The organism is Azotobacter salinestris (genome assembly GCF_009363155.1).
GTDB lineage: Bacteria > Pseudomonadota > Gammaproteobacteria > Pseudomonadales > Pseudomonadaceae > Azotobacter > Azotobacter salinestris.
This window is the reverse complement of record NZ_CP045302.1, coordinates 3,605,151-3,630,519: the sequence shown is the minus strand read 5'-3', so window position 1 is coordinate 3,630,519 and position 25,369 is coordinate 3,605,151. Positions and strand designations below refer to the sequence as shown.

The window sequence follows — 25,369 nt, the reverse complement described above, 5'->3', positions numbered from 1 at the left end:
GCGCCGCCTCAGACCGCGTAGACCTGGGCGTCCGCCCGGCGCAGGCGCAGGCCGTGGCCGGGCGCCGTCAGGTCGGGGGCGATCCGCCCCTGGCGCAGTTGCGGCGCGCCGTCGAAGAGCATCGCCTCGATGCGCACGTGGTCGTGGAACCATTCGACATGCCGCAGCCGCGGCACCGCGCAGGCCACCGCCAGGTGCAGGGCCGGCGCGCAGTGCGCCGACAGATCGACATGGAAGGCCTCGCAGAGTGCCGCCGCGCGCAGGAAGCCGCTGATCCCGCCGCACCGGGTGAGGTCGGCCTGCAGCACGTCCACGGCCCGCCGCTCCAGCAGGCGGCGGAAGTCGTCGGGGGTATAGGCGTACTCGCCGGCGACGATCTCCAGATCCGGGCCGGCGGCATCCATGGCCCTGCGCACCCGGCACAGGCCGTCGAGGTCGTCCGAGTTGACCGGCTCCTCGAACCAGCCGACGCCCAGCTCCGCCATGCGCCGGGCCAGGGCGATGGCCTGGCGGCTGCCGTAGGCGCCGTTGGCGTCGACCAGCAGCCCGGCCCCGCCGATCGCCTCGCGCGCCGTCCTGATCCGCGCCAGCTCGCGGCCGGCCTCGCCGCCGATCTTCATCTTCACCCAGCGGCAGCCGTCCTCCGCCGCCCAGCGGCCGAGCTGCTCGCGCAGCTGGCGATCCGAGTAGGAGAGAAAGCCCCCGCTGCCGTATACCCTCACGTTGTCGCGGCAGCGCCCGAGCAGGGTCGCCAGGGGCAGGTCGAGCAACCTGGCCTTGAGGTCCCAGAGCGCCGTGTCGAGGGCCGAGATGGCGCAGGCGGCGAGGCCCGCGCGGCCCAGGTTGCGCACCCGCGCCCAGAGCTGCCCGCTGACCCGGGCGGGTGCCATCGGATCGGCGCCCACGACCAGTTCGCCCAGGCTGTCGTCGATCAGCCGCAGCAGCGAGGCATCGGCATAGGTATAGCCCAGACCGGTCCGGCCGCCGGCCTCGACCTCCACCAGCACCAGGGTCGTCGCCTCCCAGCGGAAGGTGCCGTCGGCTTCGGGCCGCTCGGCGGGGATGCGATAGGCCGAGGCGCGCACGCCGGCGATCCTGAGGTCCGACACATCCATCACTGCTTGTCCCGGCCCTTGGGCAGGACGCTGCCGAGTACCTGCTTGGCGGTCTGGGCGATGATGCCGGCCTGGTTCGGATCGCCCTTCAGCAGGGTGCTGGCGAACTTCCGGGCCTGCTCGAAGGTGATGTGCGGCGGCAGCGGCGGCACGTTGGGGTCGGTCTTGAACTCGAGCAGCACCGGCCGGTCGGCGGCCAGGGCCTCCTCCCAGGCGGCGGCCACGGCGTCCTCGCGGTCGACGTAGAGGCCCCGCAGGCCGATGGATTCGGCGAACTGGTGGTAGGGCACGTTGGGAATGTTCTGCGAGGCCTCGAATTTCGGATCGCCCTCCATGACCCGCTGCTCCCAGGTGACCTGGTTGAGATCCTCGTTGTTGAACACGCAGCAGATCCAGCGCGGGTCCTGCCATTCCCGCCAGTACTTGGCGACGGTGATCAGCTCGGCCATGTTGTTCATCTGCATGGCGCCGTCGCCGACCATGGCCACCACCGTGCGATCCGGGTAGGCGAACTTGGCGGCGATGGCGTAGGGCACCCCGGCACCCATGGAGGCCAGGCCGCCGGACAGCGAGCACATCATGCCGCGGCGGATCTTCAGGTCGCGCGCGAACCAGTTGGCGCAGGAGCCGGAGTCGCAGGTGACGATGGCACGCTCGGGCAGGCGCGGCGACAGCTCGAAGGCCACCCGCTGCGGGTTGATCGGCGTGGCCGACACCAGGGCGCGGCTCTCGAGCTTCTTCTCCCAGTCGCCGCGCCAGTCCTCGATGTCGGCGCGCCAGCGGCGGTCCTCCTTCTCCCGCAGCAGCGGCAGCAGGGCGCGCAGGGTTTCGGCGGCATCGCCCTCCAGGTTGACCTCCATCGGGTAGCGCAGGCTGAGCATGTCGGCCTTGAGATCGATCTGCACGCCGCGCGCCTGGCCTTCCTTGGGCAGGAATTCGGAATACGGAAAGCCGGAGCCGATCATCAGCAGGGTGTCGCATTCATTCATCAGCTTGTAGCTCGGCTCGGTGCCGAGCAGGCCGATGGAGCCGGTGACCCAAGGCAGGTCGTCGGGCACCGCCGCCTTGCCGAGCAGCGCCTTGGCCACGCCGGCGCCGAGCCGTTCGGCGACCTGGATGACCTCGTCGGTGGCCGCAAGGGCGCCGGCGCCGACCAGGATGGCGACCTTGCTGCCGGCGTTGAGCACTTCGGCGGCCCGCCGCAGGTCCTCGTCGTAGGGCACCTTCCTGGGCCGACTGTAGCCGATGCCGGAGTGCAGGGTGCCGTGCGCGTGCGGCGGCTCGCTGTACTCCATCTCCTGCAGGTCGTTGGGCAGGACGATGGCGGTCACCCGGCGCTCGCCCAGTGCGATGCGGATCGCCCGGTCGACCAGATGGCGCACCTGCTCCGGCGCACTGGCCTGCTGGACGAAGGCGCCGGCCACGTCCTTGAACATGGACACCAGGTCCACCTCCTGCTGGTAGTGCCCGCCCATGGCGGTGCGCGCCTGCTGGCCGGTGATCGCCAGCACCGGCATGTGGTCCAGGCGGGCGTCGTAGAGGCCCGTGATCAGGTGCGATGCACCGGGCCCCGAGGTGGCGATGCAGACACCCAGGCCGCCGCCGAACTTGGCCTCCGCCGAGGCCATGAAGGCGGCCATTTCCTCGTGCCGGACCTGGATGAAGCGAATCTTCTCCTGGGCACGGCTCAGGGCGCCGAACACACCGTTGATGCCGTCGCCCGGATAGCCGTAGATGCGTCGCACACCCCACTGGTACAGGCGTTCGACCAGAAAGTCACCGACTGTCGTTGCCATGGCAAACCTCGCTGGAATTGAGGGTCCGCGATCCGGGCCAGGCCATCGATGGACTGCACTTCCCCCCCTGCCACGCAAGTGGCCATGGGGAAGCAGGATTTCGCGCCTGGATGCCCGGCCTTCCGCAGCCCGGGCGGTCATCCGCGCCGGGGACGCCGGACGATCCGGCCTGTGGCGGGAGACGGCGGCATGCGCCCGCCGGCTGACGAACGGCCAGGGCCGGACCTCGGGGTCACCAAGGTCTTGACCGGGAAGCCGGGAAAAGATTCGTGATTTTCGACGGCAGGCGACAACCGTGGAGGCAGGCAGGGCGCGTGGCGCGAGCCGACCGCCCTGCCCGGCCGTCCGGCTCGGGGAAGGCCTCCTGCGAGGCCTCTCGGAAGCGGGCGATCAGTCGCCCTTGGCGCCGTGGGCCTGCTCGTCGGCGTGGTAGGAGGAGCGCACCAGCGGGCCGGAGGTGACGTTCTTGAAGCCCATCTTCTTGCCCTCTTCGGCGAACCAGGCGAAGGTGTCGGGATGGACGAAGCGCTGCACCGCCAGGTGGCTGCGCGAGGGCTGCAGGTACTGGCCGAGGGTGAGCATGTCGATGTCGTGCTCGCGCATGCGCTGCATCACCTCGATCACTTCCTCGTCGGTCTCGCCGAGGCCGAGCATCAGCCCGGACTTGGTCGGCACGCCCGGCACGCGCTTCTTGAAGGCCTCCAGCAGGTCCAGCGACCACTCGAAGTCCGACCCCGGGCGCGCGGCCTTGTACAGGCGCGGCACGGTTTCCAGGTTGTGGTTGAACACGTCCGGCGGCTCGCTGGCGGTGATGTCGAGGGCGATCTCCATGCGTCCGCGGTAGTCGGGCACCAGGGTCTCCAGCTGGGTGCCGGGGCTCAGCTGGCGGATCTCGCGCAGGCAGTCGGCGAAATGCTGGGCGCCGCCGTCGCGCAGGTCGTCGCGGTCCACCGAGGTGATCACCACGTACTTCAGGCGCAGGTCGGCGACGGCCACGGCGAGGCTCCTCGGCTCAGCCGGATCGAGCGGGTTCGGCCGGCCGTGGCCGACGTCGCAGAACGGGCAGCGCCGGGTGCAGATGTCGCCCATGATCATGAAGGTCGCGGTGCCGCCGGCGAAGCACTCGCCGAGGTTCGGGCAGGAGGCCTCCTCGCAGACGCTGTGCAGCTTGTGCTGGCGCAGCAACTGCTTGATCCGCTCGACTTCGGGGGACGCCGGCATGCGCACGCGGATCCAGTCCGGCTTGCGCGGCAGCTCCTCGGTCGGAATGACTTTCACCGGGATGCGGGCGACCTTCTCCGCACCGCGCAGTTTGACCCCGGTCTCAACCTTGTTGGCCGGGCCCTTGCCCGTGGTTTCCGTCGTGCTCATATGCTTTCGATCCCGCCCGTAAGGGTCTTTGCTTCAGCGTAACCGAGCTGCGCAGCGAGCTGTGCACGCAGGCGGCTGCGCACCTCGGCGAATTCGACCGGCCCGCGGGCCTGATCCTTGAGTTGTGTCATGACCATGCCGGCGTAGCCGCAGGGGTTGATGCGCTGAAAGGGCGCCAGGTCCATGTCCACGTTCAGGGCCAGGCCATGGAAGGAGCAGCCGTTGCGGATGCGCAGGCCGAGGGAGGCGATCTTCATGTCGCCGACATAGACCCCCGGCGCGTCCGCCTTGGCATAGGCCTCGACCTCGTAGCCGGCGAGCAGCTCGATCAGGCTGCGCTCGATGCGGCTGACCAGCTCGCGCACGCCGATCCCCAGGCGGCGCACGTCCAGCAGCAGGTAGCCGACCAGCTGGCCGGGACCGTGGTAGGTCACCTGGCCGCCGCGGTCCACCTGCACCACCGGGATGTCGCCGGGAAACAGCACATGCTCGGCCTTGCCGGCCTGGCCCTGGGTGAATACCGGAGCATGCTCGAGCAGCCAGAGCTCATCGGGCGTTTCCGGGCCACGCGTGTTGGTGAAGCGCTGCATCGCCTGCCAGGTCGGCAGGTAATCGAGCAGCCCCGGCTCGCGGACGCCGATGGTGCCCGGCATCAGAGCACCATGTGCACGCGCCCGGTGGCGCGCAGGTCGAGGTGGATGGCCTGCAGCTGTTCGACGCCGGTGGCGGTGATCAGCACCTGCACCGAGAGGAAGCGTCCGTTGCGGCTGTCGCGCAGGCGCAGGGTCGAGCTGTCCAGATCGGGCGCATGACGCTGGATCACCTCGACGACCAGTTCGGCGAAACCCTCGCCGGCGTCGCCGATCACCTTGATCGGGTAGCGCTCGCAGGGAAATTCGATTTTCGGGGCTTGTACGTCGGTATCGGTCATGGCGGCGGCGGGCATTCGGCCCGCGAAGACGGCCGCCCGCCGGAAACGGCGGACGGCGGTCGGCTGAGGTTCAGTTGAACAAACCGTAGAAGAACAGACGGATGCTATCCCATAGACGACGGAACAGGCCACCCTCCTCGACGGCTTCCAGGGCGATCAGATCGGCGCTGCGCAGCACCTGCTCGCCCAGCCTGACCTCGACCTTGCCGACCACGGCGCCCTGCAGGACCGGTGCGATCAGCTGCGGCTCGAGGAAGCTGGTGGTGGTCAACTGCTTGAGCTGGCCGCGCGGTACGGTGAGAGTCAGGTCCTGGGCCAGGCCGACCTTGACCTCGCGGCTGGAGCCCTTCCAGACCGGCGAGCGGGCCAGTTCGGTGTTCTTCTGGAAGAAAGTCTGGGTCTCGAAGAAGCGGAAGCCGTAGGTCAGAAGCTTCTGGGTCTCGGCGGCGCGCGCCTGTTCGCTCTTGGTGCCGAACACCACGGCGATCAGCCGCTGGCCGTCGCGCACCGCGGAGGCCACCAGGCAGTAGCCGGCTTCCTCAGTGTGGCCGGTCTTCAGGCCATCGACGGTCTTGTCGCGCCACAGCAGCAGGTTGCGGTTGGGCTGCTTGATGTTGTTCCAGAGGAATTCCTTCTGCGCGTAGATGGCGTAATGCACCGGGTCGTCGTAGATGATCGCGCGGGCCAGCTTGGCCATGTCGTGGGCCGAGGAATAGTGTTCCGGATGCGGCAGGCCGGTGGCGTTCATGAAGTGGCTGTTGCTCAGGCCGAGGCGCTGGGCGGTGGTGTTCATCATGTCGGCGAAGGCGTCCTCGCTGCCGGCGATGTGCTCGGCCAGCGCCACGCTGGAGTCGTTGCCCGACTGGATGATGATGCCGTGCAGCAGGTCGCCGACGCTCACCTGGGTACCGACCTGGATGAACATCCGCGAGCCGCCGGTGCGCCAGGCCCGCTCGCTGACGGTGACCAGGTCGCCTTCCTTGATCTGCCCGCGCTTGATCTCCAGGGTGGCGATGTAGGCGGTCATCAGCTTGGTCAGGCTGGCCGGCGGCAGGCGCTGGTCGCCGTTGCTCTCGATCAGCATCTGACCGCTGGCGGCATCCATCAGCAGATAGGAGGTGGCGGCCAGTTGCGGCGGCGCCGGGATGGCCTGGGGCTCCGCGGCCCGCGCGGGGACCGGCGTCGGCGTCGGCGTGGCCTGCGGCTCGGCGGCCCAGGCGCTCGGCACGCAGATCAGGAGGGACAGGAAAAGGCGTTGCACAAGTCGGGTGGTTTTCATCGTTCCTCGGGTCGTTGGCTAGTCGAACACACCCTTGCGGGCTATGGAGAGGGGCCCGGGTTCAGTCGGGCTTGACCAGGGTCGGCTGGCCGAGTCTGGCCAGGCGCACGCTGTCCTGCAGCCGGAGAGCCTCTTCCTGGCTGTCGATCGGGCCCAGGCGCACGCGGTGGAAGGTCTGCCGGTCGCGCACCACGGGGCTGACGAATACGGGGGTGGAACTGATCCGGCTCAGCTTGTCCTTGAGCAGTTCCGCGGCATCCGGATTGGCGAAGGCGCCGACCTGCAGGTACAGCCCGCCGCCCGGCGCGGCGGCGACCGCCACGGGCAGCGTGGGCGCCGCATGCTGGCCGGGCGGCGGCGAATACTCCTCAATCGGCTGCGGCGCCGGACGGGGCGCCGGCTGCGCCCTGGCCATCTGCGGCTGGGCCAGCACCAGCGGTGGCTTGCGGCCCTGCTGGGCCCACCATTCCTGCGGATCGATGCCCTCCACGCTGACCCGCGCGGTGCCGGTCTCGGCATAGCCGAGCTTCTTCGCCGCGGCGAAGGACAGGTCGATGATCCGGTCGGAGTAGAAGGGACCGCGGTCGTTGACCCGCAGGATCACGCTCTTGCCGTTGTCCAGGTTGGTCACCCGGACATAGCTGGGCAGCGGCAGGGTCTTGTGCGCCGCGCTCATCCCGTAGAGGTCGTAGGGCTCGCCGTTGGCGGTGGCCTGGCCATGGAACTTGGTGCCGTACCAGGAGGCGGTGCCGGTGGCCTTGTAGCGGCGGCCGTCGTTCATCGGGTAGTAGGTCTTGCCCAGCACCGTGTAGGGATTGGCCTTGACCGGCCCGTAGTGGGGCGTGGGCACCGCGTCGGGAATCTTCGAGACGTCGACGTCCCACCAGGGCGCACCGTCCTTGAGTGGCCGCGGATAGTGGGGCTTGGCGGCGGGGCTCGACGGCGTGCCGCGCTCCGGCGGCGAGCTGGAGCAACTGGCCAGCAGCACCAGGGTGCCGAGCAGGAGCAGCGGTAACGGCAGGACACGGCTCGTCATCGGCGACCACTCCGGGCCTGGAGCAGCAGGTCGGAGAGCTGGTACACCGCCATGGCATACATCACGCTGCGGTTGTAGCGGGTGATGGTGTAGAAGTTCGGCAGCCCCATCCAGTACTCGTCGCCGTCCGCGCCCTCCAGACGGAAAGCGGTGACCGGCAGCCCGTCGTCGAGACGGTCGCGGGTCTTCCAGCCGAGGCTGCGCAGCTCGCCGACGCTCATCACCGGATCCAGCCCGACGGACAGGCCCTTTTCGGCCTCGGTGCCGGAGATCTCGGCACGGCTGGCCACCGGCGCGCCGGCAATCCAGCCGTGCCGCTTGAAATAGCTGGCGACGCTGCCGATGGCATCGGTCGGGTTCCTCCAGATGTCGATGTGGCCGTCGTCGTCGAAGTCCACCGCATAGGCGCGGAAGCTGCTCGGCATGAACTGAGGCAGGCCCATGGCGCCGGCGTAGGAGCCGGTCAGGGTGAGCGGGTCGACCTGCTCTTCGCGGGTCATCAGCAGGAACTCGCGCAATTCCTTGCGGAAGAAGAGCGCGCGCGGCGGATAGTCGAAGCCCAGGGTGGACAGCGCGTCGATCACCCGGTAGTTGCCGGTATTGCGCCCGTAGAAGGTCTCCACGCCGATGATCGCGACGATCACCTGGGCCGGCACGCCGTACTCCTGCTCGGCACGGGCCAGGGCCTCCTCGTGCTCGCGCCAGAAGTCCAGGCCGCGGGCGACGCGGGCCTCGGTGATGAAGATCGGCCGGTACTCCTTCCAGGGCTTGGCCCGCTCCGCCGGCCGCGAGATGGCGTCGAGGATCGGCTGCTTGCGCTGCACCTCGCGGAACAGGCCGAGCAACTGCTCGCTGGCGAAACCGTAGTCGCGGGTCATCTCCGCGATGAATTCGTCGACCTGCGGTGAAGTCTCGTAATCGCCGGCCAGTGCCGCGCCGCCATGCAGCGCGCAGGCCAGCCCCAGGGAGCCCGCCAGGCTGGCCAAAGACAGGGTTCTGGCCAGCCGGCCACGCCGTATGTGCATCGATCCGCTACTCTTCAAACTTGCGCGATCCACTTGCGATGGGTGTGGATCGACATCAAAACCCCGAACCCTGACAGCAGGGTCACCAGTGAAGTTCCGCCGTAGCTAATGAACGGCAGGGGTACGCCCACCACCGGCAGCAGGCCACTCACCATGCCGATGTTGACGAATACGTAGACGAAGAAGGTCATGGTCAGACCGCCGGCCCAGAGCTTGCCGAACAGCGTCTGCGCCTGCACGGTGATCACCAGCCCGCGGGCGAGCAGCAGCAGGTAGACCAGCAGCAGCAGGCAGACGCCGACCAGTCCGAACTCCTCGGCCAGGACCGCAATGATAAAGTCCGTGTGGCTTTCCGGCAAAAAATCCAGGTGCGACTGGGTGCCGAGCAGCCAGCCCTTGCCGAACACCCCGCCCGAGCCGATCGCCGCCTTCGACTGGATGATGTTCCAGCCGGTGCCGAGCGGGTCGCTCTCCGGGTCGAGGAAGGTCAGCACCCGCTGCTTCTGGTACTGGTGCAGGACGAAGTACCACATGCCGACCGCGACCGGCACCACGGCCGCCACCGCCCCGCCGATCCACAGCCAGGGCAGGCCGGCGACGAACAGCACGAAAGCCCCGGAGGCGAGGATCAGCAGCGAGGTGCCGAGGTCCGGCTGGCGCAGGATCAGCACGAAGGGCACGCCGATCAGTGCCAGGCTGACGACGGTGTGCTTGAGTCCCGGCGGCAGATTGTTGCGCGCCAGGTACCAGGCGATGGTCGCCGGCATGATGATCTTCATGAACTCCGAGGGCTGGAAGCGGATCACCCCGGGGATGTTGATCCAGCGGGTGGCGCCCATGGCGTTGTGGCCCATGACTTCCACCACCGCCAGCAGGATCACCCCCAGAACGTAGGCCAGCGGCACCCAGCGCGCGATGAAGCGCGCCTCCAGCTGGGCGATGACCAGCATGGCGAGCATGCCGAGGCCGAACGAGCTGGCCTGCTTGACCAGCAGGCCGAGGTTCTTGCCGCTGGCCGAATAGAGGACGAACAGGCTGCCGGCGGCGAGCAGCAACAGCAGCAGCAGCAGCGGGCCGTCGATGTGCAGGCGCTGCAGCAGGGTGGCGCGACGGCGCAGCACGTCCTCGTCGGACAGGGTGCGGTCGAAGCTAGTGTTCACGGCTGACCTCCTGCGGCACTGCGGCGGCGAACTGCACCTTCATCCGGCCATTTTCGTCGAGCAGCCAGGCATCCATCACCTGCTTGGCCACCGGCGCGGCGACGCCGGAGCCGGACTCGCCGTTCTCCACCATCACCGCCACGGCGATCTGCGGATTCTCGGCCGGGGCGAAGGCGACGAACAGCGCATGGTCGCGATGGCGCTCCTGCAGCTTGTTGCGGTCGTATTTCTCGCCCTGGCGGATCGCCACCACCTGCGCCGTGCCGCTCTTGCCGGCGATGCGGTAGCGCGCCGTGGCGCCGACCTTGTGCGCGGTGCCGCGCGCGCCGTGCACGACCTGCTGCATGTCGAAGTTGATCAGATCCCAGTTGTGCGGGTCCTTGAGCTGGATGTCCGGCGGTGCCGGGCGCGCCTCCAGAAGACCGCTCGCCATCAGTTGCTCCGGCGTCATGCCGTCGGCCTTCATCAACAGCCGAGGACGGTGCCATTTGCCCTTGTTCGCCAGGAGGGCCGTGGCCTGGGCCAGCTGCAGCGGAGTGGCCAGCATGAAGCCCTGGCCGATCCCGGTGATCAGGGTTTCCCCCGGATACCAGGCCTGGCGGCGGCTGACCCGCTTCCACTCGCGCGAGGGCATCAGTCCGGCGGCCTCCTCGAACATGTCCAGGGACACCCGCTGGCCGATGCCGAAATGGCTCAGGTAGCGATGCAGGCGGTCGATGCCCATGCGGTGCGCCAGGGAGTAGAAATAGGTGTCGTTGGAGCGGGCGATGGCCAGCTCCATGTTCACCCAGCCGTCGCCGCCGCGGTTCCAGTTGCGGTACTTGTGCTTGACGTTGGGCAACTGATAGAAGCCCGGGTCGAAGACCCGGGTGCTGCGCTCCACCACCCCGCTGTCGAGGCCGGCCAGGGCGACCATCGGCTTGATCGTCGAGCCCGGCGGATAGATGCCGCGCAGCACCCGGTTGTACAGCGGGCGGTCGACGGAGTCGCGCAGCGCGGCGTAGTCCTTGACACTGATCCCGGTGACGAACAGGTTGGGGTTGAAGCTCGGCTGGCTGACCATCGCCAGCACGCCGCCGCTGGCCGGATCGATGGCGATCACCGCGCCGCGACGGTCGCCGAGGGCCGCCTCGGCAGCCTTCTGCAGGTTCAGGTCGAGGCTCAGGGTGAGGTCCTTGCCGGGCACCGGATCGGTATGCTTGAGCACCCGCAGCACCCGCCCGCGGGCGTTGGTCTCGACCTCCTCGTAGCCCACCTGGCCGTGCAGCAGGTCCTCGTAGAACAGCTCCACGCCGGTCTTGCCGATGTGATGGGTGCCGCTGTAGTCGACCGGATCGAGCTTCTTCAGCTCGCGCTCGTTGATCCGCCCGACGTAGCCGACCGAGTGGGCGAAGTGCTCGCCCTGCGGATAGTGGCGGACCAACTGGGCGGCCACCTCCACCCCCGGCAGCAGGAACTGGTTGACCGCGATGCGGGCGATCTGCTCCTCGGACAGCTCGAACAGCACCGGCACCGGCTCGAACGGCCGGCGCCCCTGGCGCACGCGCTTCTCGAACAGGGCGCGCTCCTCGGGGCCGAGTTCGAGCACCGAAACGATGGTGTCCAGCACCTTCTGCCAGTCGCCGGCGCGCTCGCGGGTCACCGTCAGGCTGAAGCTTGGCCGGTTGTCGGCGAGGATCACCCCGTTGCGGTCGAAGATCAGCCCGCGGTTCGGCGGGATCGGCTGCACGTGGATGCGGTTGTTTTCCGCCAGGGTCGAGTGGTGCTCGTACTGGATCACCTGCAGGTAGTACAGGCGCACCATCAGTACCAGCGACAGCAGCAGGATGACCACGGCGCCGACGACGGCCCGCGCGCGCACCAGGCGCGCGTCCTTCTCGTGGTCTTTGAGGCGAATCGGCTCCGGCATCTGCGCAAACCGCGGTCACTTGTGATACGGATGCCCGGACAGCAGGGTCCAGGCGCGGTAGATCTGCTCGCCGATGAGGATGCGGACCAGAGGATGCGGCAGGGTCAGCGGCGACAGCGACCAGCGCTGCTCGCTGCGCGCGCAGACTTCCGGGGCCAGGCCTTCCGGGCCGCCGACCATGAGGTTGACGGTGCGTGCGTCGAGCCGCCAGCGATCCAGCTCGGCGGCCAGCTGCTCGGTGCTCCAGGACTTGCCGTTCACCTCGAGGGTGACGATGCGCTCGCCCGGCTGCACCTTGCCCAGCATGGCTTCGCCCTCCTGGCGGATCAGGCGGGCCACGTCGGCATTCTTGCCCCGGGTGTGCAGGGGGATTTCCACCAGTTCGAGGGCCAGCTCGGGCGGCAGGCGCTTGGCGTACTCGTGCCAGCCCTCCTCCACCCAGCGCGGCATGCGCGAACCCACGGCGATCAGGCGCAGACGCACGGCAGCTTCATTCCTCGCCGTGCTGGGCCCGGCTCTGCTCCGCGCCCTGCCAGAGACGCTCGAGGTCGTAGAACTGGCGGGTGGCGACCTGCATGACGTGGACCACCACGTCGCCCAGGTCGAGCAACGCCCACTCGCCGCCCTCCAGACCCTCGCTGCCCAACGGCCGCACGCCCTGCTCCTTGACCTTCTCCAGGACATTGTCGGCGAGGGATTTCACATGGCGGCTGGAGGTGCCGCTGGCAACCACCATGAAGTCGGTGACGCTGGTCTTGCCGCGCACATCGATGACGGTGATGTCCTTGGCCTTGAGATCTTCCAGGGCGTCGATCGCCAGTTGGACCAATTGTTCGTTTTGCATGGATGGCTCGTGTGTATTGTTCAGTTCGACGCCGGGTACAACCCGTGCGCATGGATATAGGCCAGTACCGCGTCGGGTACCAGGAAACGCACCGAGCAGCCGCTGGCCAGACGCTCGCGGATCTGCGTGGCGGAAACCTCCAGCGGCGTCTGCCAGACGAAGGCGATGCTCCCGCCCGGTCCGGCGAGGGCCTGCGGATCACCGACGCTGCGTGCCGCCAGCAGGTTGCGCAGGGCCTCCGGCGGCTCGCTGGCGGCATCCGGACGCTGCAGGACCAGGATGTGGCAGTGGTCGAGCAGCTCCTGCCAACGATGCCAGCTCGGCAGGCCGCAGAAGGCGTCCCAGCCGAGCAGGAGGAACAACTGGTCGTCCGGGGCCAGCTCGCCACGCAGGGATTCCAGGGTATCGATGGTATAGGATGGCCGCTCGCGGCGCAGTTCGCGATCGTCCACGGTCAAAGGCGGCACGCCGTCGACCGCGCAGCGGACCATCGCCAGGCGGTCGGCCGCCGATACCTGCGGCGACTGCCGGTGCGGCGGGCGGGCACAGGGAATCAGGCGCAGCTCATCGAGGCCGAACTGCTCGGCGACCTCGAGGGCGCCGCGCAGATGACCGATATGGATGGGGTCGAAGGTGCCGCCGAGAATTCCGATCTTTTTCGCCATCAGCCGCGCACGTGGCCATCGCCGAACACGACGTACTTCTCGCTGGTCAGGCCCTCCAGACCGACCGGACCGCGGGCGTGCAGCTTGTCGGTGGAGATGCCGATCTCCGCACCCAGACCGTACTCGAAGCCGTCGGCGAAGCGCGTCGAGGCGTTGACCATCACCGAGCTGGAGTCCACCTCGGCGAGAAAGCGCCGTGCGTCGGTGAAGCTCTCGGTGACGATGGCGTCGGTGTGGTGCGAACCGTAATGATTGATGTGGGCGATGGCCTCGTCCAGCGAATCCACCACGCGCACCGAGAGGATCGGCGCGTTGTATTCGGTGGACCAGTCCTCCTCGCTCGCCTCCAGGGTGCCGGCACCGAGCAGCTCGCGGCTGCGCGGGCAACCGCGCAGCTCGACGCCCTTGGCCCGGTAGATATCGCCGAGCGGCGGCAGCGCGCGGGCGGCGACGGCGGCATGCACCAGCAGGGTCTCCATGGTGTTGCAGGGCGCGAAACGCTGGGTCTTGGCGTTGTCGGCGACGCGGATGGCCTTGTCGAGGTCGGCGGCGACGTCGATGTAGACGTGGCAGATGCCGTCCAGGTGCTTGATCACCGGCACCTTCGCCTCGCGGCTGATGCGCTCGATCAGGCCCTTGCCGCCGCGCGGGACGATCACGTCGACGAATTCCGGCATGCTGATCAGCGCGCCCACCGCAGCGCGGTCGGTGGTGTCCACCACCTGCACGGCGGCTGCCGGCAGGCCGGCTTCGGCCAGGCCGAGCTGGATGCAGCGGGCGATCGCCTGGTTGGAGTGGATGGCCTCGGAGCCGCCACGCAGGATGGTGGCGTTGCCCGACTTCAGGCACAGGCTGGCGGCGTCGATGGTCACGTTCGGGCGCGACTCGTAGACGATGCCGATCACCCCCAGCGGCACGCGCATCCTGCCGACCTGGATGCCCGAGGGCATGTAGCGCATGTCGCGGATCTCGCCGATCGGGTCGGGCAGCCGGGCGACCTGGCGCAGCCCCTCGATCATCTCGTCGATGCGCGCCGGGGTCAGCGCCAGACGGTCGAGCATGGCCTCGTCCAGGCCGCTGGCGCGGCCGGCGGCCAGATCCTGCGCGTTGGCCGCGGCGAGCGCCTCGCGGGCATCGTCCAGGGCCGCGGCGGCGGCTTCCAGGGCACGGTTCTTCTGCGCGGTGCTGGTGCGCGCGAGCACCCGCGAGGCTTCGCGGGCGGCGCGGCCCAGGCGGGTCATGTAGTCGAGCACGGACTCGGTCATGGTCTCGGGTCTGGCAGTCGGGGGGAAACGGCTGATTATAACGACACTGCCGCCCTGCGCCCAGCGTGCCCGGGCAGAAGGTCGCAGGCACGCACCCCGGCGACTGCCGCCGGCTGTTATCATGCACCGCCGGGCGGCACGGCCCGCAGCCCGCCCCTCCGTGGCCCACGACAAGGAGCGCAGTCCGATGAGCGCATGGCTCGACAGCCTGAGTGGCTGGCTGACCACCCACCCCGAATGGCTGGGGCTGGCCATCTTCCTGATCGCCTGCGTCGAATGCCTGGCGATACTCGGCATCATCGTTCCCGGCACCGTGCTGATGTTCGCGGTCGCCGCGATGGCCGGCAGCGGCGCCCTGACCCTCGGCCAGACCCTGCTGCTGGGCTATGCCGGCGGGCTGCTCGGCGACGCGATTTCCTACACCCTGGGCCGGCATTTCCATCAGGGCATCCGGCGCCTGCCGCTACTGCGCGATCATCCGGAATGGCTGGTCAGCGCCGAGGTGTACTTCCAGCGCTACGGCATCGTCAGCCTGCTGGTCGGCCGCTACATCGGCCCGCTACGGCCGATGCTGCCGATGATCGCCGGCATGCTCGACATGCCCCTGCCGCGCTTCGTCGCCGTCAGCCTGCTGGCCGCCGCCGGCTGGGCGGTGGCCTATCTGCTGCCGGGCTGGACCACCGGCGCCGCCCTGCGCCTGCCGCTGCCGGACGGCTTCTGGAGCGATGCCGGGGTGATGGCGGCAGGGCTGGCGCTGGTCCTCGGCCTGATCGCGCAGACCAGCCTGCGCCGCCGGCGCTGGGCGACACCGCTGGCCGCCGGTCTCTGCCTGGCGGCACTCGGCACCCTGCTGCTGGGCTGGAACCACCTGCGCGAGCTCGATCAGGGACTGCTGACGCTGATCCAGGAGCAGCGCCACGCCGGCCTGGACCAGGCAATGGTGCTGATCACCCGCCTGGGCGACTTCAGCACCCAGCTGTATGCCGGCGCGCTGCTCGGCCTGTTGCTGCTGGCCACCCGGCAGTGGCGTCCGGCCCTGTTCGCCGGCATGACCCTGCTCGGCACGGCCCTGGCCAACGGCAGCCTGAAGGCACTGTTCGCCCGCGGCCGACCGGAGATCCTGATCGAGCCGCTGCACAGCTACAGCCTGCCCAGCGGACACAGCTCGGCGGCCTTCGCCTTCTTCCTCACCCTGGGCATCCTCGCCGGCCGCGGCCAGACGCCGCGAATGCGCCTGACCTGGCTGCTGCTGGCCTGCCTGCCGGCAGTGACCATCGCCCTGTCACGGGTCTATCTGGGCGTGCACTGGCCCACCGACGTCATCGCCGGCGGCCTGCTCGCCGGCGGCTTCTGCGCCCTCAGCCTGGCCCTGGTGCAGCGGAAGACGCCACTCGAGGGAGTCGACGCCCGCATCTGGTGGCTGATCGTGCCGCTGTGCCTGGCGCTGCTCGGCGGCATCGCCACCTGGGCGCTGCCCGAAGCCCTGGCGATGTATCGCTACCGCTGACGACAGCCTCTTCCCTCGAGAGCCTGCGCTCTTCAGGCCTCGAGCCAGGCGCTTGGGCAACGGCTCGACGCCCGAACGCGACGGCATCTCGATATCATTATGCTGAATCGTTTTATCATAACGAAATCCACGTATATTCTCTGAAAAAGAGGAGGCTTGACGCCCCCTGTCTGCTTCGCACGGCCTTGGCCGCAAGCGGGAAGCGCTGAACAACAAGAATCCAAGCCCCGGAAAAGGAAAATTTCATGCAGACGGCAAGCTCTTGCAAAACCCTGTTGAGCATCGTGATCGGCGCTCTGGCCATATGCCAAGCGGCAATGGGGGCCCCGGCCCCGAGCACAAGCAGCGACACGGCGAAAGAGGATACTCCGGAAACCTCGGCCGCCCGCCCCGGCACACCCTGGTGGAAAGAGGCGGTCGTCTATCAGATCTACCCACGCTCGTTCAACGACACGAACGGCGACGGCATCGGCGATCTGAACGGCATCACGGCGAAGCTGGATTACCTGAAGACGCTGGGCGTCGACACGATCTGGCTGAGCCCGCATTTCGACTCGCCCAACGCCGACAATGGCTACGACATCCGCGATTACCGCAAGGTGATGAGCGAATTCGGCAACATGGACGACTTCGACCGCATGCTCGCCGGCATGAAGAAGCGCGGCATGCGCCTGATCATCGATCTGGTGGTCAACCACAGCAGCGACGAGCATCGCTGGTTCGTCGAGAGCCGCCAGTCGAAGGACAACCCCTATCGCGACTACTACGTCTGGCGCGACGGCAAGGACGGCGCTGCGCCGAACAACTATCCGTCGTTCTTCGGCGGCTCGGCCTGGAAGAAGGACGAGGCCACCGGGCAGTACTATCTCCACTACTTCGCCGACAAGCAGCCCGACCTGAACTGGGAAAACCCCAAGGTCCGCGCCGAAGTCTACGACATCATGCGCTTCTGGCTGGACAAGGGCGTGTCCGGCTTCCGCATGGACGTGATTCCCTTCATCTCCAAGCAGGACGGCCTGCCCGACCTGCGCCCGGAAGCCCTGGCCCACCCCGAGTTCGTCTACGCGAACGGCCCTCGCGTCCACCAGTATCTTCAGGAGATGAACCGCGAGGTCCTGTCCCGCTATGACGCCATGACGGTCGGCGAGGCCTTCGGCATCACCTTCGAGCAGGCCCCGCTGCTCACCGACGCGCGCCGCCGCGAACTCGACATGATTTTCCATTTCGATCTGGTCCGGCTCGATCGCGACGGGTGGCGCAAGAAGGACTGGACGCTGCCCGAACTCAAGGCGACCTATGCGCAGATCGACCGCACCGGTGGCAGCCATGGCTGGAACACCAGTTTCCTGACCAACCACGACAATCCCCGCACCGTCTCCCATTTCGGCGACGACAGTCCTGAATGGCGCGCCGTCTCGGCCAAGGCGCTGGCGACCATGATGCTCACCCAGCGCGCCACGCCCTTCCTCTACCAGGGTGACGAACTGGGCATGACCAACTATCCCTTCCACGGCATCGAGGACTACGACGACGTCGAAGTGAAGGGTCAATGGCACGACTTCGTGGAAAGCGGCAAGGTGTCGGCGGAGGAATACCTGTCCCACCTGCGCCAGACCAGCCGCGACAACGCCCGCACCCCGATGCAGTGGAGCGCGGCGCCGAACGGTGGCTTCACCACCGGCACGCCCTGGCTGGCGGTCAATCCGAACTACCCGCAGATCAATGCGACGGCTCAGGTCGACGACGCCGGCTCGGTCTACCACCATCATCGCCGCCTGATGGAGGTGCGCCGCCAGATCCCCGCGCTCATCCATGGCGAGTTCCGGGATCTCGATCCGGCCAACCCCAAGGTCTTCGCCTATACGCGCACGCTCGACGACAAGCGCTATCTGGTGCTGATCAACTTCACCCGCGAGACGCTCGCCTACGACCTGCCGGAGGGGCTGAAGATCGCCGCCACGCTGCTGGACAACGGCGCCGCGCAACAGCCGGTGCAGCCCGGCGCCGCAAGCGTATCGCTGCAGCCCTGGCAGGCGACGGTCTACCAGCTCTGACCGAGCGTCTTCGCAGAGGCGCCCGGACCGGAGCCAGCAGCCGGCTCAGACCGGCGCCTCGCCCTGCAGGTGCTCCAGCAGTTGCCGGATGTAGTCCAGGCGGCGTGCCGGATCGCCCATCGCCAGCAACTTCAGTTTGTCCTCCGCCGCGAACGGCAGCAGGTAGCTCAGCTGGTTGGCCAGCGCCTGCTGATCCGTCGGCGTGCCGCCCATGCCCAGCGCCTCGACCAGCGGGTGCTCCGCCAGCGCCTGCAGCAGGGTGGCCAGGTCGGCGTGCTCGGCGGCCAGCGGCGCCGTCTGGACCTCGTGCAGCCAGTCCACTTCGGCGACGGTCAGCTGGTCGCGCCGCACCTCGGCGCGATTGACGCGAAAACGCCGCGCGCCCTCGACACGGATCTCCAACACCCCGTCGGGGCGCTGCTGCCAGTCGCGGATCAGCGCCTCGCAGCCGAGCGCGGCGAAGCGGCTGGCCGCCTCGCCGACCTCCTCGCCCTCGAGGATGCACACCACGCCGAAGCCCGTGCCCTGGCGCAGGCAGCGGCTGAGCATGTCCAGATAGCGCGCCTCGAAGATCGACAGATCCAGCCGGCAGCCGGAAAACAGCACGGTGTTCAGGGGAAACAGCGGAAAGTCCATCACGCCACCTCAGACGACCATGGCCACGCTCAGGGGCAGCAGCACCGCGGTGAGCACCCCCATCAGACTCATCCCCAAGGCGGCGAAGGCGCCGCACTCCTCGCCCTCCTGCAGCGCCCGCGAGGTGCCCACCGCATGGGAAGTCAGGCCCAGGGCGATACCCAGCGCAGCCGGATGGCGCACCCCGCAGCGACGCAGCAGCCCAGGGCCGAACACCGCACCGAGGATGCCGGTGATGAGCACGAACACCGCCGCCAGGCCGGCCACCCCGCCGATCTGCTCGGACACCAGCATGGCGATCGGCGAAGTGACCGACTTCGGCGCCAGGGTCATCAGCATCAGGCGCTCGGCGCCGAACAGCCAGGCCAGGCCGATGCCCAGCAGGGTGGTGAACAGGCCGCCGACCAGCAGGGTCAGCACTACCGGCCAGAACAGCAGGCGGATCCGCTTCAGGTTGAGAAACAGCGGCACGGCCAGCGCCACCGTGGCCGGGCCGAGGAATACCGTGAGAATCTTCGCGCCGTCGCGATAGGCGGCATACTCCACCCCGCAGGCCAGCAGCACGCCGATCACCAGCAGCATCGACACCAGCACCGGCTGCAGGAACACCCAGCGGGTCTTCTCGTAGGCGGCCACCGCCAACTGGTAGGCGCCGAGGGTGATGCCGAAGGCGAACAGCGGATGCTGCACCAGCGCCTGCCAGGCCCCGTGCCAGTCGAAGCTCATGCCTCGCCCTCCCCGCCTGCCTGACGGTCGATCAGCCGCTGCATCAACCAGCCGACGAAGGCCAGCGAGGCCAGCAGGGACAGCAGCAGCGCCCCGGCGATGGCCCAGAAGTCGGCGGCGATGGCCCCGGCATAGGCCATCACCCCCACCGCCGGCGGCACCAGCAGCAGCGGCAGATAGCGCAGCAGGCTGCTGGCGGCCTCCTGGACCGGCGCACTCACCTCGCCGCGCCAGACCAGATAGACGAACAGCAGCAGCAGGCCGATGATCGGTCCCGGCAGCATGGGCAGGCAGAGCGCCTGGATGGCCGTGCCGAGCAATTGGAACATCACCAGCCAGGTGAGGCCTCGCAACAACATATGAACCTCCGAGGTCGGGCCGCCGCCAGGAAAATATCGCCGGAGCAGAACGCGCCCCGGGGCAGGCGGCCGGAAAAGGGCCCATTATAGGCAGGCAGGGCCGCTCGCCATAAAGCGCGACGGCCGATCCGGCCCCTGCCAGGGCTGCCGGGCAGGGACAGGGGGTTTGGGCCACACTGGAACCCATAACAACAAGCGAAACGCCTGTACTGGCCGATGCACGGAGCGCATGCGCGCCAGCTGTCCGACATCACCTTGCGCGAGGACCGCCCCATGTACCTGACGCCCCAGCACATCCTCCTTGCCGGTGCCACCGGCCTGGCCGGCGAGCACCTGCTCGACCGCCTGCTCACCGAACCGACCATCGCCCGGGTGCTGGCCCCTGCACCTCGGGCGCTGGCCGAACATCCGCGCCTGGAAAACCCCCAGGGGGCGCTGGCCGAACTGCTGCCACGCCTGAGCGGGCCGATCGACACCGCCTTCTGCTGCCTCGGCAGCAGCGCCGAGCAGGCCGGCAGCCAGGAGGCCTTCGGCGCCATCGACCGCGACCTGGTCCTGGCCTTCGGCCGCCGCGCCCGCGAGCTGGGCGCCCGCCACCTGCTGGTGATCAGCGCGCAATGCGCCGATCCCCGCGCGTCGCGCCCCTACTGCCGGGTCAAGGGCGAAATGGAGGAAGGCCTCAAGGCCCAGGACTGGCCGCAGCTGACGATCGCCCGGCCGACCCCGCTGCTCGGCCCGCGCAACGAACTGCGCCTGCTCGACCAACTGAGCGATCCGCTGCTGCGCCTGACGCCTAGCCATTACCGTGCCATCGATCCCTGCGCCCTGGCCCGCGCCCTGTGGCGCCTGGCCCTGGAGGAGGAGGACGGGGTGCGCATCGTCGAGGCGGAGGAGCTGCACCGGCTGGGCCGGCGCTAGAACGCCTCCTGCCCCTCCGGCTCGCGGGCATGGCGGGCCTGCCAGTCGGTCAGCGCCCGGGCGTACTCGGCCCGGGCCTCGTTGTACTTTTCCCAGACACAGGCCTCGCCACAGCCGCCTTCGCAGCACTCGCCCTCGAAAGGCGGCTCGGGCGGCAGCGGAATGGGATCGTCGCCTTTCTGTCGTTCGCTCATGATGATGTCGCTCCGGATGATTCCACGGGACTACCCTGCGCGGTTCCGACCAGCTCGGCCAGCTGTTCGGCGTCGAGGGTCTCCTCCTCGAGCAGGCGCCGGGCACTGTGCTCGAGCAGCGCCCGACGCTCTTCCAGCAGGGCCACGGTACGCTGGAAGGCGCGATCGACGATCGCCTGCACCTCGGCGTCGATGGCGGTCGCCGTGGTCTCGCCATACTCATGGCGGGCTGGCAGGCCGTAGGCCTGCTCGACGCCCAGGAAGCTGCGCTGCTCGCGCTCCAGGGTGACGTGGCCGAGTCGCTCCGACATGCCGTAGCGGGTGACCATGGCGCGGGCGATGTCGGTGACCTTGGCCAGGTCGTCGGCGGCACCGGTGGAGAAGTGGGAGTAGATGACCCACTCGGCCGCACGGCCGCCGAGCAGCACGGCCATCTTGTTCTCCAGCTCCTCGCGGGTCATCAGGAAGCGGTCCTCGGTGGGCCGCTGGATGGTGTAGCCGAGTGCGCCCATGCCGCGCGGGATGATCGACACCTTGTGCACCGGGTCCATCCCCGGCAGGGCCATGGCGATCAGCGCATGGCCCATCTCGTGGTGGGCGACGATCTCGCGCTCCTTCGGATTGAGCAGGCGGTTGCGCTTTTCCAGGCCGGCGACGATGCGCTCCACGGCTGCGGTGAAGTCGTCCATGGTCACCGCCTCGGCATGCCGGCGGGTGGCGAGCAAGGCCGCCTCGTTGACCAGGTTGGCCAGATCGGCGCCGGTGAAGCCGGGAGTCAGCGCGGCGATCTGCTGCGGGTCGACGTCGGTCGCCAGCCGCGCCCTCTTCAGATGCACCTGGAGGATCTGCACCCGCCCGGTCTTGTCCGGACGATCGACCAGCACCTGACGGTCGAAGCGGCCGGCGCGCAGCAGCGCCGGGTCGAGGATTTCCGGGCGGTTGGTGGCAGCCAGCAGGACCAGTCCGGTGGAGGTGTCGAAGCCGTCCAGCTCGACCAGCAGCTGGTTGAGGGTCTGTTCCTTCTCGTCGTGGCCGCCGCCCAGCGGGCCGACGCCGCGGGCCCGGCCGAGGGCATCCAGCTCGTCGATGAAGATGATCGCCGGCGCCTGCGCCCGGGCCTGCTCGAACAGGTCGCGGACCCGTGCGGCGCCGACGCCGACGAACATCTCGACGAACTCGGAGCCGGAGATGGAGAAGAACGGCACCTTCGCTTCGCCGGCCACCGCTCGCGCCAGCAGGGTCTTGCCGGTGCCCGGCGGGCCGACCAGCAGCACGCCCTTGGGCATGCGCCCGCCGAGGCGGCCGTAGGTCTGCGGGTCCTTGAGGAAGTCGACGATCTCCTTGAGCTCGTCCTTGGCCTCGTCGACCCCGGCCACGTCGGCGAAGGTCACCTTCATGTCGGTCTCGACATAGACCTTCGCCTTGCTCTTGCCGATCTGCATCATGCCGCCGCCGAGGCCGCCACCGATGCGCTTGAGCAGGAACAGCCAGAGGCTGAAGAAGATCAGCGCCGGCAGGGTCCAGGACAGCAGGTCGCGCAGCAGTGTGCTCTCGATCTTGCCGGCATAGCGCACCGGGAACTGCTGCAGGTGCTCGGCCAGCTGGGGCTCGATGCGGATGGCGACGAAGCGGGTCTGGCCGCCGGGCAGCGGCTCCTTGAGCGTGCCCTGGATCTGCTGGTCGGTGACCGCCAACTCCTCGACCCGCCCCTCCCTCAGGTGCTGCTCGAACTCGCTGTAGGGAATCTGCGCCACCTGCTGCTGCTCGGTGAGCAGACTCTGGATGAACACGAACCCCAGCACGGCGAGAAACCAGTAGCCGATATGAAACTGCGCCTGTTGTTTCACTATGCCTCCGATGGATATCCGCCCGCTTCCCGCAAGCCTCGCTCGTGCATTATCTGCGCAGCGGGCGGAAAGCAGGCAAGTCGGACAGCTTTTCTGACCTTTGCATTATCGGCCCGGATCGAGAATAGCCTTATGCTATCTCGACGACGGCGTGGCACGGACCCCACGACGCCCTCCCCCTTACGGGAAGCGATGCCAGACCCGCATGGAAGGGGAACGGCCTGCCCTTGCCAGACATGCCCATGCAGATCCACACCCGGCTCGACCTCCGCCGCCTGATTCTCCTGCTCAGCCTGGCGGTCGCCGTGTTCAGCTTCTTCAGCAGCTTCTACGCCAGCTACCAGACCCAGCGCGACCTGCTGATCCGCCATACCCTGGAGGCCAACCGCGTCTACGCCGCCAAGCTGCGCCTGAGCGCTGAGAAGCTGCTCGGCACCATGCATCAGGAGCTGGCCTACAGCGCCGACCAGCTGAAGGGCCGGATGGATCAGCCGGAACGCATGGCCGACGAGACCGAGCGCCTGATCTACCAGAACCGCCATTTCAATTCGGCCTTCGTGGTCCGCCACGACGGCAAGGTGCTGGCCGCCTCGCCCGAGAGCCTCGGCCTGCTCGGCCAGATGCTCGACAGCGCAGGCGCGCGCGAGGCGCTGGAAAAGCGCCGTCCGCTGATCAGCGCCCCCTACGTCAGTGCCAAAAACAGACTGGTGGTATTCATCTCGCAGCCGATCTTCGCCGACGACGGCAGCTACCAGGGCTATATCGGCGGCAGCATCTACCTGCAGCACGAGAACATCCTGCACAGCCTGCTCGGCGAGCACTTCTATCAGGATGGCTCCTATCTCTACGTGGTCGACCGCAATCGCCGACTGATCTACCACCAGGACCTGGCGAGGGTCGGCGAAACCGCTGTCGGCAATCCGGTAGTCGAGCGGCTGGTCCGCGGCGAGGGCGGCAGCCAGGCGCTGACCAACTCCCGCGGCATCGAGATGCTCGCCGGCTTCGCGCCGGTGACGGCGAGCGGCTGGGGCATCGTCGCCCAGCGGCCCCTGGAGCTCGCCCTGGGGGAACTCGACGGCCTGATGCTGAACATCCTGCGCCTGTCCCTGCCGATGCTGCTGTTGTCGCTGGGCGGTATCTGGTGGCTGTCGCACCTGATCTCACGGCCGCTCCGGCAACTGGCCAGAAGCGCCCAGCACTGGGATACCGAGGAAGCGCCGGAACAGGTACGACGCCTCCATGCCTGGTACTTCGAGGCCGACCAGCTCAAGCGCGCCATACTCGCCAGCCTGGCGCTGCTCCATCAACGCCTCGGCAAGCTCAGCCAGGAAAGTCTCACCGATCCGCTGACCGGCCTGAGCAACCGTCGCTGCCTGCAAGCCCAGGTGGAACGGTGGCAGCAGCAACGGCAGCCCTTCGCAATCATCGCCCTCGACATCGACCACTTCAAGCAGGTCAACGACAACCACGGGCACGAGTTCGGCGATCGCGTGCTGCAACACCTCGCCCAGCAGATGCGCGACTGCTCGCGCGCCAGCGACCTGCTCTGCCGCAGCGGCGGCGAGGAATTCCTCATGCTCCTGCCGGGCGCCAGCCTGGAGGCTGCCCGCCAGGTTGCCGAGCGAGTCCGGGCCAGGATGGGCGCGACCTGCTGCGACGACTGTCCGAGCGTCACCGTCTCGGCCGGCGTGGCACACTGGCCGGACACGGCCGCCAGCGTCGAGGAAGTGCTGAAGCGCACCGATGCGGCGCTCTACCGGGCCAAGCACGGTGGCCGCGACCGGGTGGTGGTGGATTGAACGGCCAGTGCGGCTCAGAGGCCGCCGGACACGCTCAGCGCCACCCCCAGCTCGGCAGCCAGGGTGAAGGGCAGGAACAGGGTGTCGAGCAGGGCGCTGGCAGGCAGGTCGAGGGCGGGATAGCGCGGCGGCTCGGCGCCGAAGCGGTCGAGCGGGCAGCAGCCACCGTGGATCGCGTACCAGTCCAGGCGGGTGCCGGAGTAGATCAGCGGCGCATCCGGCTTGGCGGCGTTCAGGGTGCGGAAGGTGGCGCAGCCGGTCAGCGCGAACGCGGCCAGCAGCAGCAGGCCGCGGCTTCCCTCACGCTTCGCTGCTCGCCACATGATGCTCGCCCCAGCGCGGCAGCATGTCCTGCGGAATCTCCAGCAGGTTGAGGATGCGCGCCACCACGAAGTCGACCAGGTCGTCGAGGCTCTGCGGCTGATGGTAGAAGCCCGGCGAGGCCGGCAGGATGATCGCGCCGAGGTTCGACAGCTTGAGCATGTTCTCCAGGTGGATGGTCGAGTATGGCGCCTCGCGCGGCACCAGGATCAGTTGGCGGCGCTCCTTGAGGGCGACGTCGGCGGCACGCTCGATCAGGTTGTTGCAGGCGCCGCTGGCGATCGCCGACAGGCTGCCGGTGGAGCACGGCACCACCACCATGGCGCTCGGCGCGCTGGAGCCGGAGGCCGGTGGCGCCATCCAGTCCTCCTGGCCGAACACACGGATCTGTCCCGGCGCCGCGCCGGTGTATTCGCTGAGGAAGGCCTGCATCGCCTGCGGCTTGGCCGGCAGGGTGACGTCGGTCTCGGTGGCGATCACCAGCTGCGCGGCCTTGGAGATCAGGAAGTGCACCTCGCGCTCCTCCTGTACCAGGCAGTCGAGCAGGCGCAGGCCGTACTGGGCGCCGGAGGCGCCGGTCATCGCCAGGGTGATGCGTTGCGGTCCGGCCAT

General features: G+C 68.5%; 25 protein-coding genes. 4 read left to right on the top strand and 21 right to left on the bottom strand.

What is annotated here, in order from left to right:
• Positions 1 to 8: 8 nt before the first annotated feature.
• The 14 genes from GCU53_RS16985 to GCU53_RS16920 form a co-directional block, all read right to left on the bottom strand.
• A complete protein-coding gene (locus GCU53_RS16985; protein ID WP_152388637.1) occupies positions 9 to 1,115 on the bottom strand; it encodes an enolase C-terminal domain-like protein in 1,107 nt (368 codons plus the stop codon).
• Positions 1,115 to 2,911, bottom strand: a complete 1,797-nt coding sequence (locus GCU53_RS16980; RefSeq protein WP_152388636.1) for a thiamine pyrophosphate-requiring protein — start codon at positions 2,909 to 2,911, stop codon at positions 1,115 to 1,117. Before GCU53_RS16980 ends, GCU53_RS16985 begins: the two co-directional genes overlap by 1 nt.
• A gap of 390 nt (positions 2,912 to 3,301) precedes the next feature.
• Positions 3,302 to 4,282 carry a lipoyl synthase gene (lipA, locus tag GCU53_RS16975; RefSeq protein ID WP_152388635.1) on the bottom strand — a complete coding sequence of 327 codons (981 nt, stop codon included), beginning with the start codon at positions 4,280 to 4,282 and terminating at the stop codon, positions 3,302 to 3,304.
• Positions 4,279 to 4,935, bottom strand: a complete 657-nt coding sequence (gene lipB / locus GCU53_RS16970) for a lipoyl(octanoyl) transferase LipB (protein WP_152388634.1) — start codon at positions 4,933 to 4,935, stop codon at positions 4,279 to 4,281. The genes lipA and lipB overlap by 4 nt, the downstream gene beginning before the upstream one ends.
• The gene (locus GCU53_RS16965) at positions 4,935 to 5,213 is read right to left on the bottom strand and encodes a DUF493 domain-containing protein (RefSeq protein ID WP_152389943.1); all 279 of its coding nucleotides are present in this window, start codon (positions 5,211 to 5,213) and stop codon (positions 4,935 to 4,937) included. The genes lipB and GCU53_RS16965 overlap by 1 nt, the downstream gene beginning before the upstream one ends.
• Before the next feature lie 70 nt (positions 5,214 to 5,283).
• A complete protein-coding gene (locus tag GCU53_RS16960) occupies positions 5,284 to 6,492 on the bottom strand; it encodes a D-alanyl-D-alanine carboxypeptidase family protein (RefSeq protein ID WP_152388633.1) in 1,209 nt (402 codons plus the stop codon).
• A 61-nt stretch (positions 6,493 to 6,553) separates the two neighbouring features.
• On the bottom strand, positions 6,554 to 7,528 hold the full coding sequence (locus GCU53_RS16955) for a septal ring lytic transglycosylase RlpA family protein (RefSeq protein ID WP_152388632.1): 975 nt from the start codon (positions 7,526 to 7,528) through the stop codon (positions 6,554 to 6,556).
• Entirely contained in the window at positions 7,525 to 8,553 is a 1,029-nt protein-coding gene (gene mltB, locus GCU53_RS16950; protein ID WP_152388631.1) for a lytic murein transglycosylase B, read from the bottom strand. Before mltB ends, GCU53_RS16955 begins: the two co-directional genes overlap by 4 nt.
• 14 nt (positions 8,554 to 8,567) lie before the next feature.
• Complete coding sequence (rodA, locus tag GCU53_RS16945; RefSeq protein ID WP_152388630.1) at positions 8,568 to 9,713, bottom strand: rod shape-determining protein RodA; 1,146 nt, start codon at positions 9,711 to 9,713, stop codon at positions 8,568 to 8,570.
• A complete protein-coding gene (gene mrdA, locus GCU53_RS16940; protein WP_152388629.1) occupies positions 9,703 to 11,622 on the bottom strand; it encodes a penicillin-binding protein 2 in 1,920 nt (639 codons plus the stop codon). The genes rodA and mrdA overlap by 11 nt, the downstream gene beginning before the upstream one ends.
• A 15-nt stretch (positions 11,623 to 11,637) precedes the next feature.
• Positions 11,638 to 12,105: a 23S rRNA (pseudouridine(1915)-N(3))-methyltransferase RlmH gene (gene rlmH / locus GCU53_RS16935; RefSeq protein WP_152388628.1), complete on the bottom strand. Its 468-nt coding sequence runs from the start codon at positions 12,103 to 12,105 to the stop codon at positions 11,638 to 11,640.
• A gap of 7 nt (positions 12,106 to 12,112) precedes the next feature.
• Positions 12,113 to 12,466, bottom strand: a complete 354-nt coding sequence (rsfS, locus tag GCU53_RS16930; protein WP_152388627.1) for a ribosome silencing factor — start codon at positions 12,464 to 12,466, stop codon at positions 12,113 to 12,115.
• Positions 12,467 to 12,486: 20 nt separating this feature from the next.
• Positions 12,487 to 13,131 carry a nicotinate-nucleotide adenylyltransferase gene (gene nadD, locus GCU53_RS16925; RefSeq protein ID WP_152388626.1) on the bottom strand — a complete coding sequence of 215 codons (645 nt, stop codon included), beginning with the start codon at positions 13,129 to 13,131 and terminating at the stop codon, positions 12,487 to 12,489.
• Positions 13,131 to 14,396, bottom strand: coding sequence for a glutamate-5-semialdehyde dehydrogenase (locus GCU53_RS16920; protein ID WP_152388625.1), 1,266 nt, complete (start codon positions 14,394 to 14,396; stop codon positions 13,131 to 13,133). The genes nadD and GCU53_RS16920 overlap by 1 nt, the downstream gene beginning before the upstream one ends.
• Before the next feature lie 187 nt (positions 14,397 to 14,583).
• On the opposite strand from GCU53_RS16920, the gene GCU53_RS16915 reads away from it, so the two are divergent.
• Positions 14,584 to 15,903 (top strand): bifunctional DedA family/phosphatase PAP2 family protein, encoded by a 1,320-nt coding sequence (locus tag GCU53_RS16915; RefSeq protein ID WP_152388624.1) that lies wholly within the window; start codon positions 14,584 to 14,586, stop codon positions 15,901 to 15,903.
• Between the two features lie 245 nt (positions 15,904 to 16,148).
• Positions 16,149 to 17,957 carry a glycoside hydrolase family 13 protein gene (locus GCU53_RS16910; protein WP_152388623.1) on the top strand — a complete coding sequence of 603 codons (1,809 nt, stop codon included), beginning with the start codon at positions 16,149 to 16,151 and terminating at the stop codon, positions 17,955 to 17,957.
• Positions 17,958 to 18,002: 45 nt separating this feature from the next.
• Here the strand turns inward: GCU53_RS16910 and GCU53_RS16905 are convergent, their stop codons facing one another.
• From GCU53_RS16905 to GCU53_RS16895, 3 genes are read right to left on the bottom strand one after another with little or no spacing between them, the layout of a single operon-like run.
• Entirely contained in the window at positions 18,003 to 18,593 is a 591-nt protein-coding gene (locus tag GCU53_RS16905; protein ID WP_152388622.1) for an LON peptidase substrate-binding domain-containing protein, read from the bottom strand.
• Between the two features lie 9 nt (positions 18,594 to 18,602).
• Positions 18,603 to 19,319, bottom strand: coding sequence for an LrgB family protein (locus tag GCU53_RS16900; protein WP_152388621.1), 717 nt, complete (start codon positions 19,317 to 19,319; stop codon positions 18,603 to 18,605).
• Positions 19,316 to 19,678 (bottom strand): CidA/LrgA family protein, encoded by a 363-nt coding sequence (locus GCU53_RS16895; protein WP_152388620.1) that lies wholly within the window; start codon positions 19,676 to 19,678, stop codon positions 19,316 to 19,318. Before GCU53_RS16895 ends, GCU53_RS16900 begins: the two co-directional genes overlap by 4 nt.
• A gap of 273 nt (positions 19,679 to 19,951) precedes the next feature.
• On the opposite strand from GCU53_RS16895, the gene GCU53_RS16890 reads away from it, so the two are divergent.
• Positions 19,952 to 20,596 carry a Rossmann-fold NAD(P)-binding domain-containing protein gene (locus tag GCU53_RS16890; protein WP_152389942.1) on the top strand — a complete coding sequence of 215 codons (645 nt, stop codon included), beginning with the start codon at positions 19,952 to 19,954 and terminating at the stop codon, positions 20,594 to 20,596.
• Here the strand turns inward: GCU53_RS16890 and GCU53_RS16885 are convergent.
• Both GCU53_RS16885 and ftsH read right to left on the bottom strand, forming a co-directional pair.
• Positions 20,593 to 20,790, bottom strand: a complete 198-nt coding sequence (locus GCU53_RS16885) for an oxidoreductase-like domain-containing protein (RefSeq protein ID WP_244306817.1) — start codon at positions 20,788 to 20,790, stop codon at positions 20,593 to 20,595. The two genes, GCU53_RS16890 and GCU53_RS16885, sit on opposite strands and share 4 nt — an antisense overlap.
• Complete coding sequence (ftsH, locus tag GCU53_RS16880) at positions 20,787 to 22,637, bottom strand: ATP-dependent zinc metalloprotease FtsH (RefSeq protein ID WP_152388619.1); 1,851 nt, start codon at positions 22,635 to 22,637, stop codon at positions 20,787 to 20,789. Before ftsH ends, GCU53_RS16885 begins: the two co-directional genes overlap by 4 nt.
• Before the next feature lie 236 nt (positions 22,638 to 22,873).
• Between ftsH and GCU53_RS16870 the strand changes: the two genes are divergently transcribed.
• Positions 22,874 to 24,436 (top strand): sensor domain-containing diguanylate cyclase, encoded by a 1,563-nt coding sequence (locus GCU53_RS16870; protein WP_244307191.1) that lies wholly within the window; start codon positions 22,874 to 22,876, stop codon positions 24,434 to 24,436.
• A 14-nt stretch (positions 24,437 to 24,450) separates the two neighbouring features.
• On the opposite strand, the gene GCU53_RS16865 is transcribed toward GCU53_RS16870, so the two are convergent.
• Positions 24,451 to 24,759 carry a YceK/YidQ family lipoprotein gene (locus tag GCU53_RS16865; RefSeq protein ID WP_152388618.1) on the bottom strand — a complete coding sequence of 103 codons (309 nt, stop codon included), beginning with the start codon at positions 24,757 to 24,759 and terminating at the stop codon, positions 24,451 to 24,453.
• On the bottom strand, positions 24,737 to 25,369 hold the full coding sequence (ubiX, locus tag GCU53_RS16860) for a flavin prenyltransferase UbiX (RefSeq protein ID WP_152388617.1): 633 nt from the start codon (positions 25,367 to 25,369) through the stop codon (positions 24,737 to 24,739). Before ubiX ends, GCU53_RS16865 begins: the two co-directional genes overlap by 23 nt.

Bases quoted from the DNA above. Each gene is read 5' to 3' on its own strand.
- rsfS (WP_152388627.1), bottom strand. From the start codon at position 12,466: ATGCAAAACGAACAATTGGTCCAACTGGCGATCGACGCCCTGGAAGAT.
- GCU53_RS16955 (WP_152388632.1), bottom strand. From the start codon at position 7,528: ATGACGAGCCGTGTCCTGCCGTTACCGCTGCTCCTGCTCGGCACCCTG.
- GCU53_RS16890 (WP_152389942.1), top strand. From the start codon at position 19,952: ATGTACCTGACGCCCCAGCACATCCTCCTTGCCGGTGCCACCGGCCTG.
- lipA (WP_152388635.1), bottom strand. From the start codon at position 4,282: ATGAGCACGACGGAAACCACGGGCAAGGGCCCGGCCAACAAGGTTGAG.
- GCU53_RS16965 (WP_152389943.1), bottom strand. From the start codon at position 5,213: ATGACCGATACCGACGTACAAGCCCCGAAAATCGAATTTCCCTGCGAG.
- GCU53_RS16870 (WP_244307191.1), top strand. From the start codon at position 22,874: ATGCCCATGCAGATCCACACCCGGCTCGACCTCCGCCGCCTGATTCTC.
- ubiX (WP_152388617.1), bottom strand. From the start codon at position 25,369: ATGGCCGGACCGCAACGCATCACCCTGGCGATGACCGGCGCCTCCGGC.
- GCU53_RS16905 (WP_152388622.1), bottom strand. From the start codon at position 18,593: ATGGACTTTCCGCTGTTTCCCCTGAACACCGTGCTGTTTTCCGGCTGC.
- nadD (WP_152388626.1), bottom strand. From the start codon at position 13,131: ATGGCGAAAAAGATCGGAATTCTCGGCGGCACCTTCGACCCCATCCAT.
- GCU53_RS16910 (WP_152388623.1), top strand. From the start codon at position 16,149: ATGCAGACGGCAAGCTCTTGCAAAACCCTGTTGAGCATCGTGATCGGC.
- GCU53_RS16985 (WP_152388637.1), bottom strand. From the start codon at position 1,115: ATGGATGTGTCGGACCTCAGGATCGCCGGCGTGCGCGCCTCGGCCTAT.
- GCU53_RS16980 (WP_152388636.1), bottom strand. From the start codon at position 2,911: ATGGCAACGACAGTCGGTGACTTTCTGGTCGAACGCCTGTACCAGTGG.
- lipB (WP_152388634.1), bottom strand. From the start codon at position 4,935: ATGCCGGGCACCATCGGCGTCCGCGAGCCGGGGCTGCTCGATTACCTG.
- GCU53_RS16895 (WP_152388620.1), bottom strand. From the start codon at position 19,678: ATGTTGTTGCGAGGCCTCACCTGGCTGGTGATGTTCCAATTGCTCGGC.
- GCU53_RS16885 (WP_244306817.1), bottom strand. From the start codon at position 20,790: ATGAGCGAACGACAGAAAGGCGACGATCCCATTCCGCTGCCGCCCGAG.
- GCU53_RS16920 (WP_152388625.1), bottom strand. From the start codon at position 14,396: ATGACCGAGTCCGTGCTCGACTACATGACCCGCCTGGGCCGCGCCGCC.
- GCU53_RS16900 (WP_152388621.1), bottom strand. From the start codon at position 19,319: ATGAGCTTCGACTGGCACGGGGCCTGGCAGGCGCTGGTGCAGCATCCG.
- GCU53_RS16960 (WP_152388633.1), bottom strand. From the start codon at position 6,492: ATGAAAACCACCCGACTTGTGCAACGCCTTTTCCTGTCCCTCCTGATC.
- GCU53_RS16915 (WP_152388624.1), top strand. From the start codon at position 14,584: ATGAGCGCATGGCTCGACAGCCTGAGTGGCTGGCTGACCACCCACCCC.
- mltB (WP_152388631.1), bottom strand. From the start codon at position 8,553: ATGCACATACGGCGTGGCCGGCTGGCCAGAACCCTGTCTTTGGCCAGC.
- mrdA (WP_152388629.1), bottom strand. From the start codon at position 11,622: ATGCCGGAGCCGATTCGCCTCAAAGACCACGAGAAGGACGCGCGCCTG.
- GCU53_RS16865 (WP_152388618.1), bottom strand. From the start codon at position 24,759: ATGTGGCGAGCAGCGAAGCGTGAGGGAAGCCGCGGCCTGCTGCTGCTG.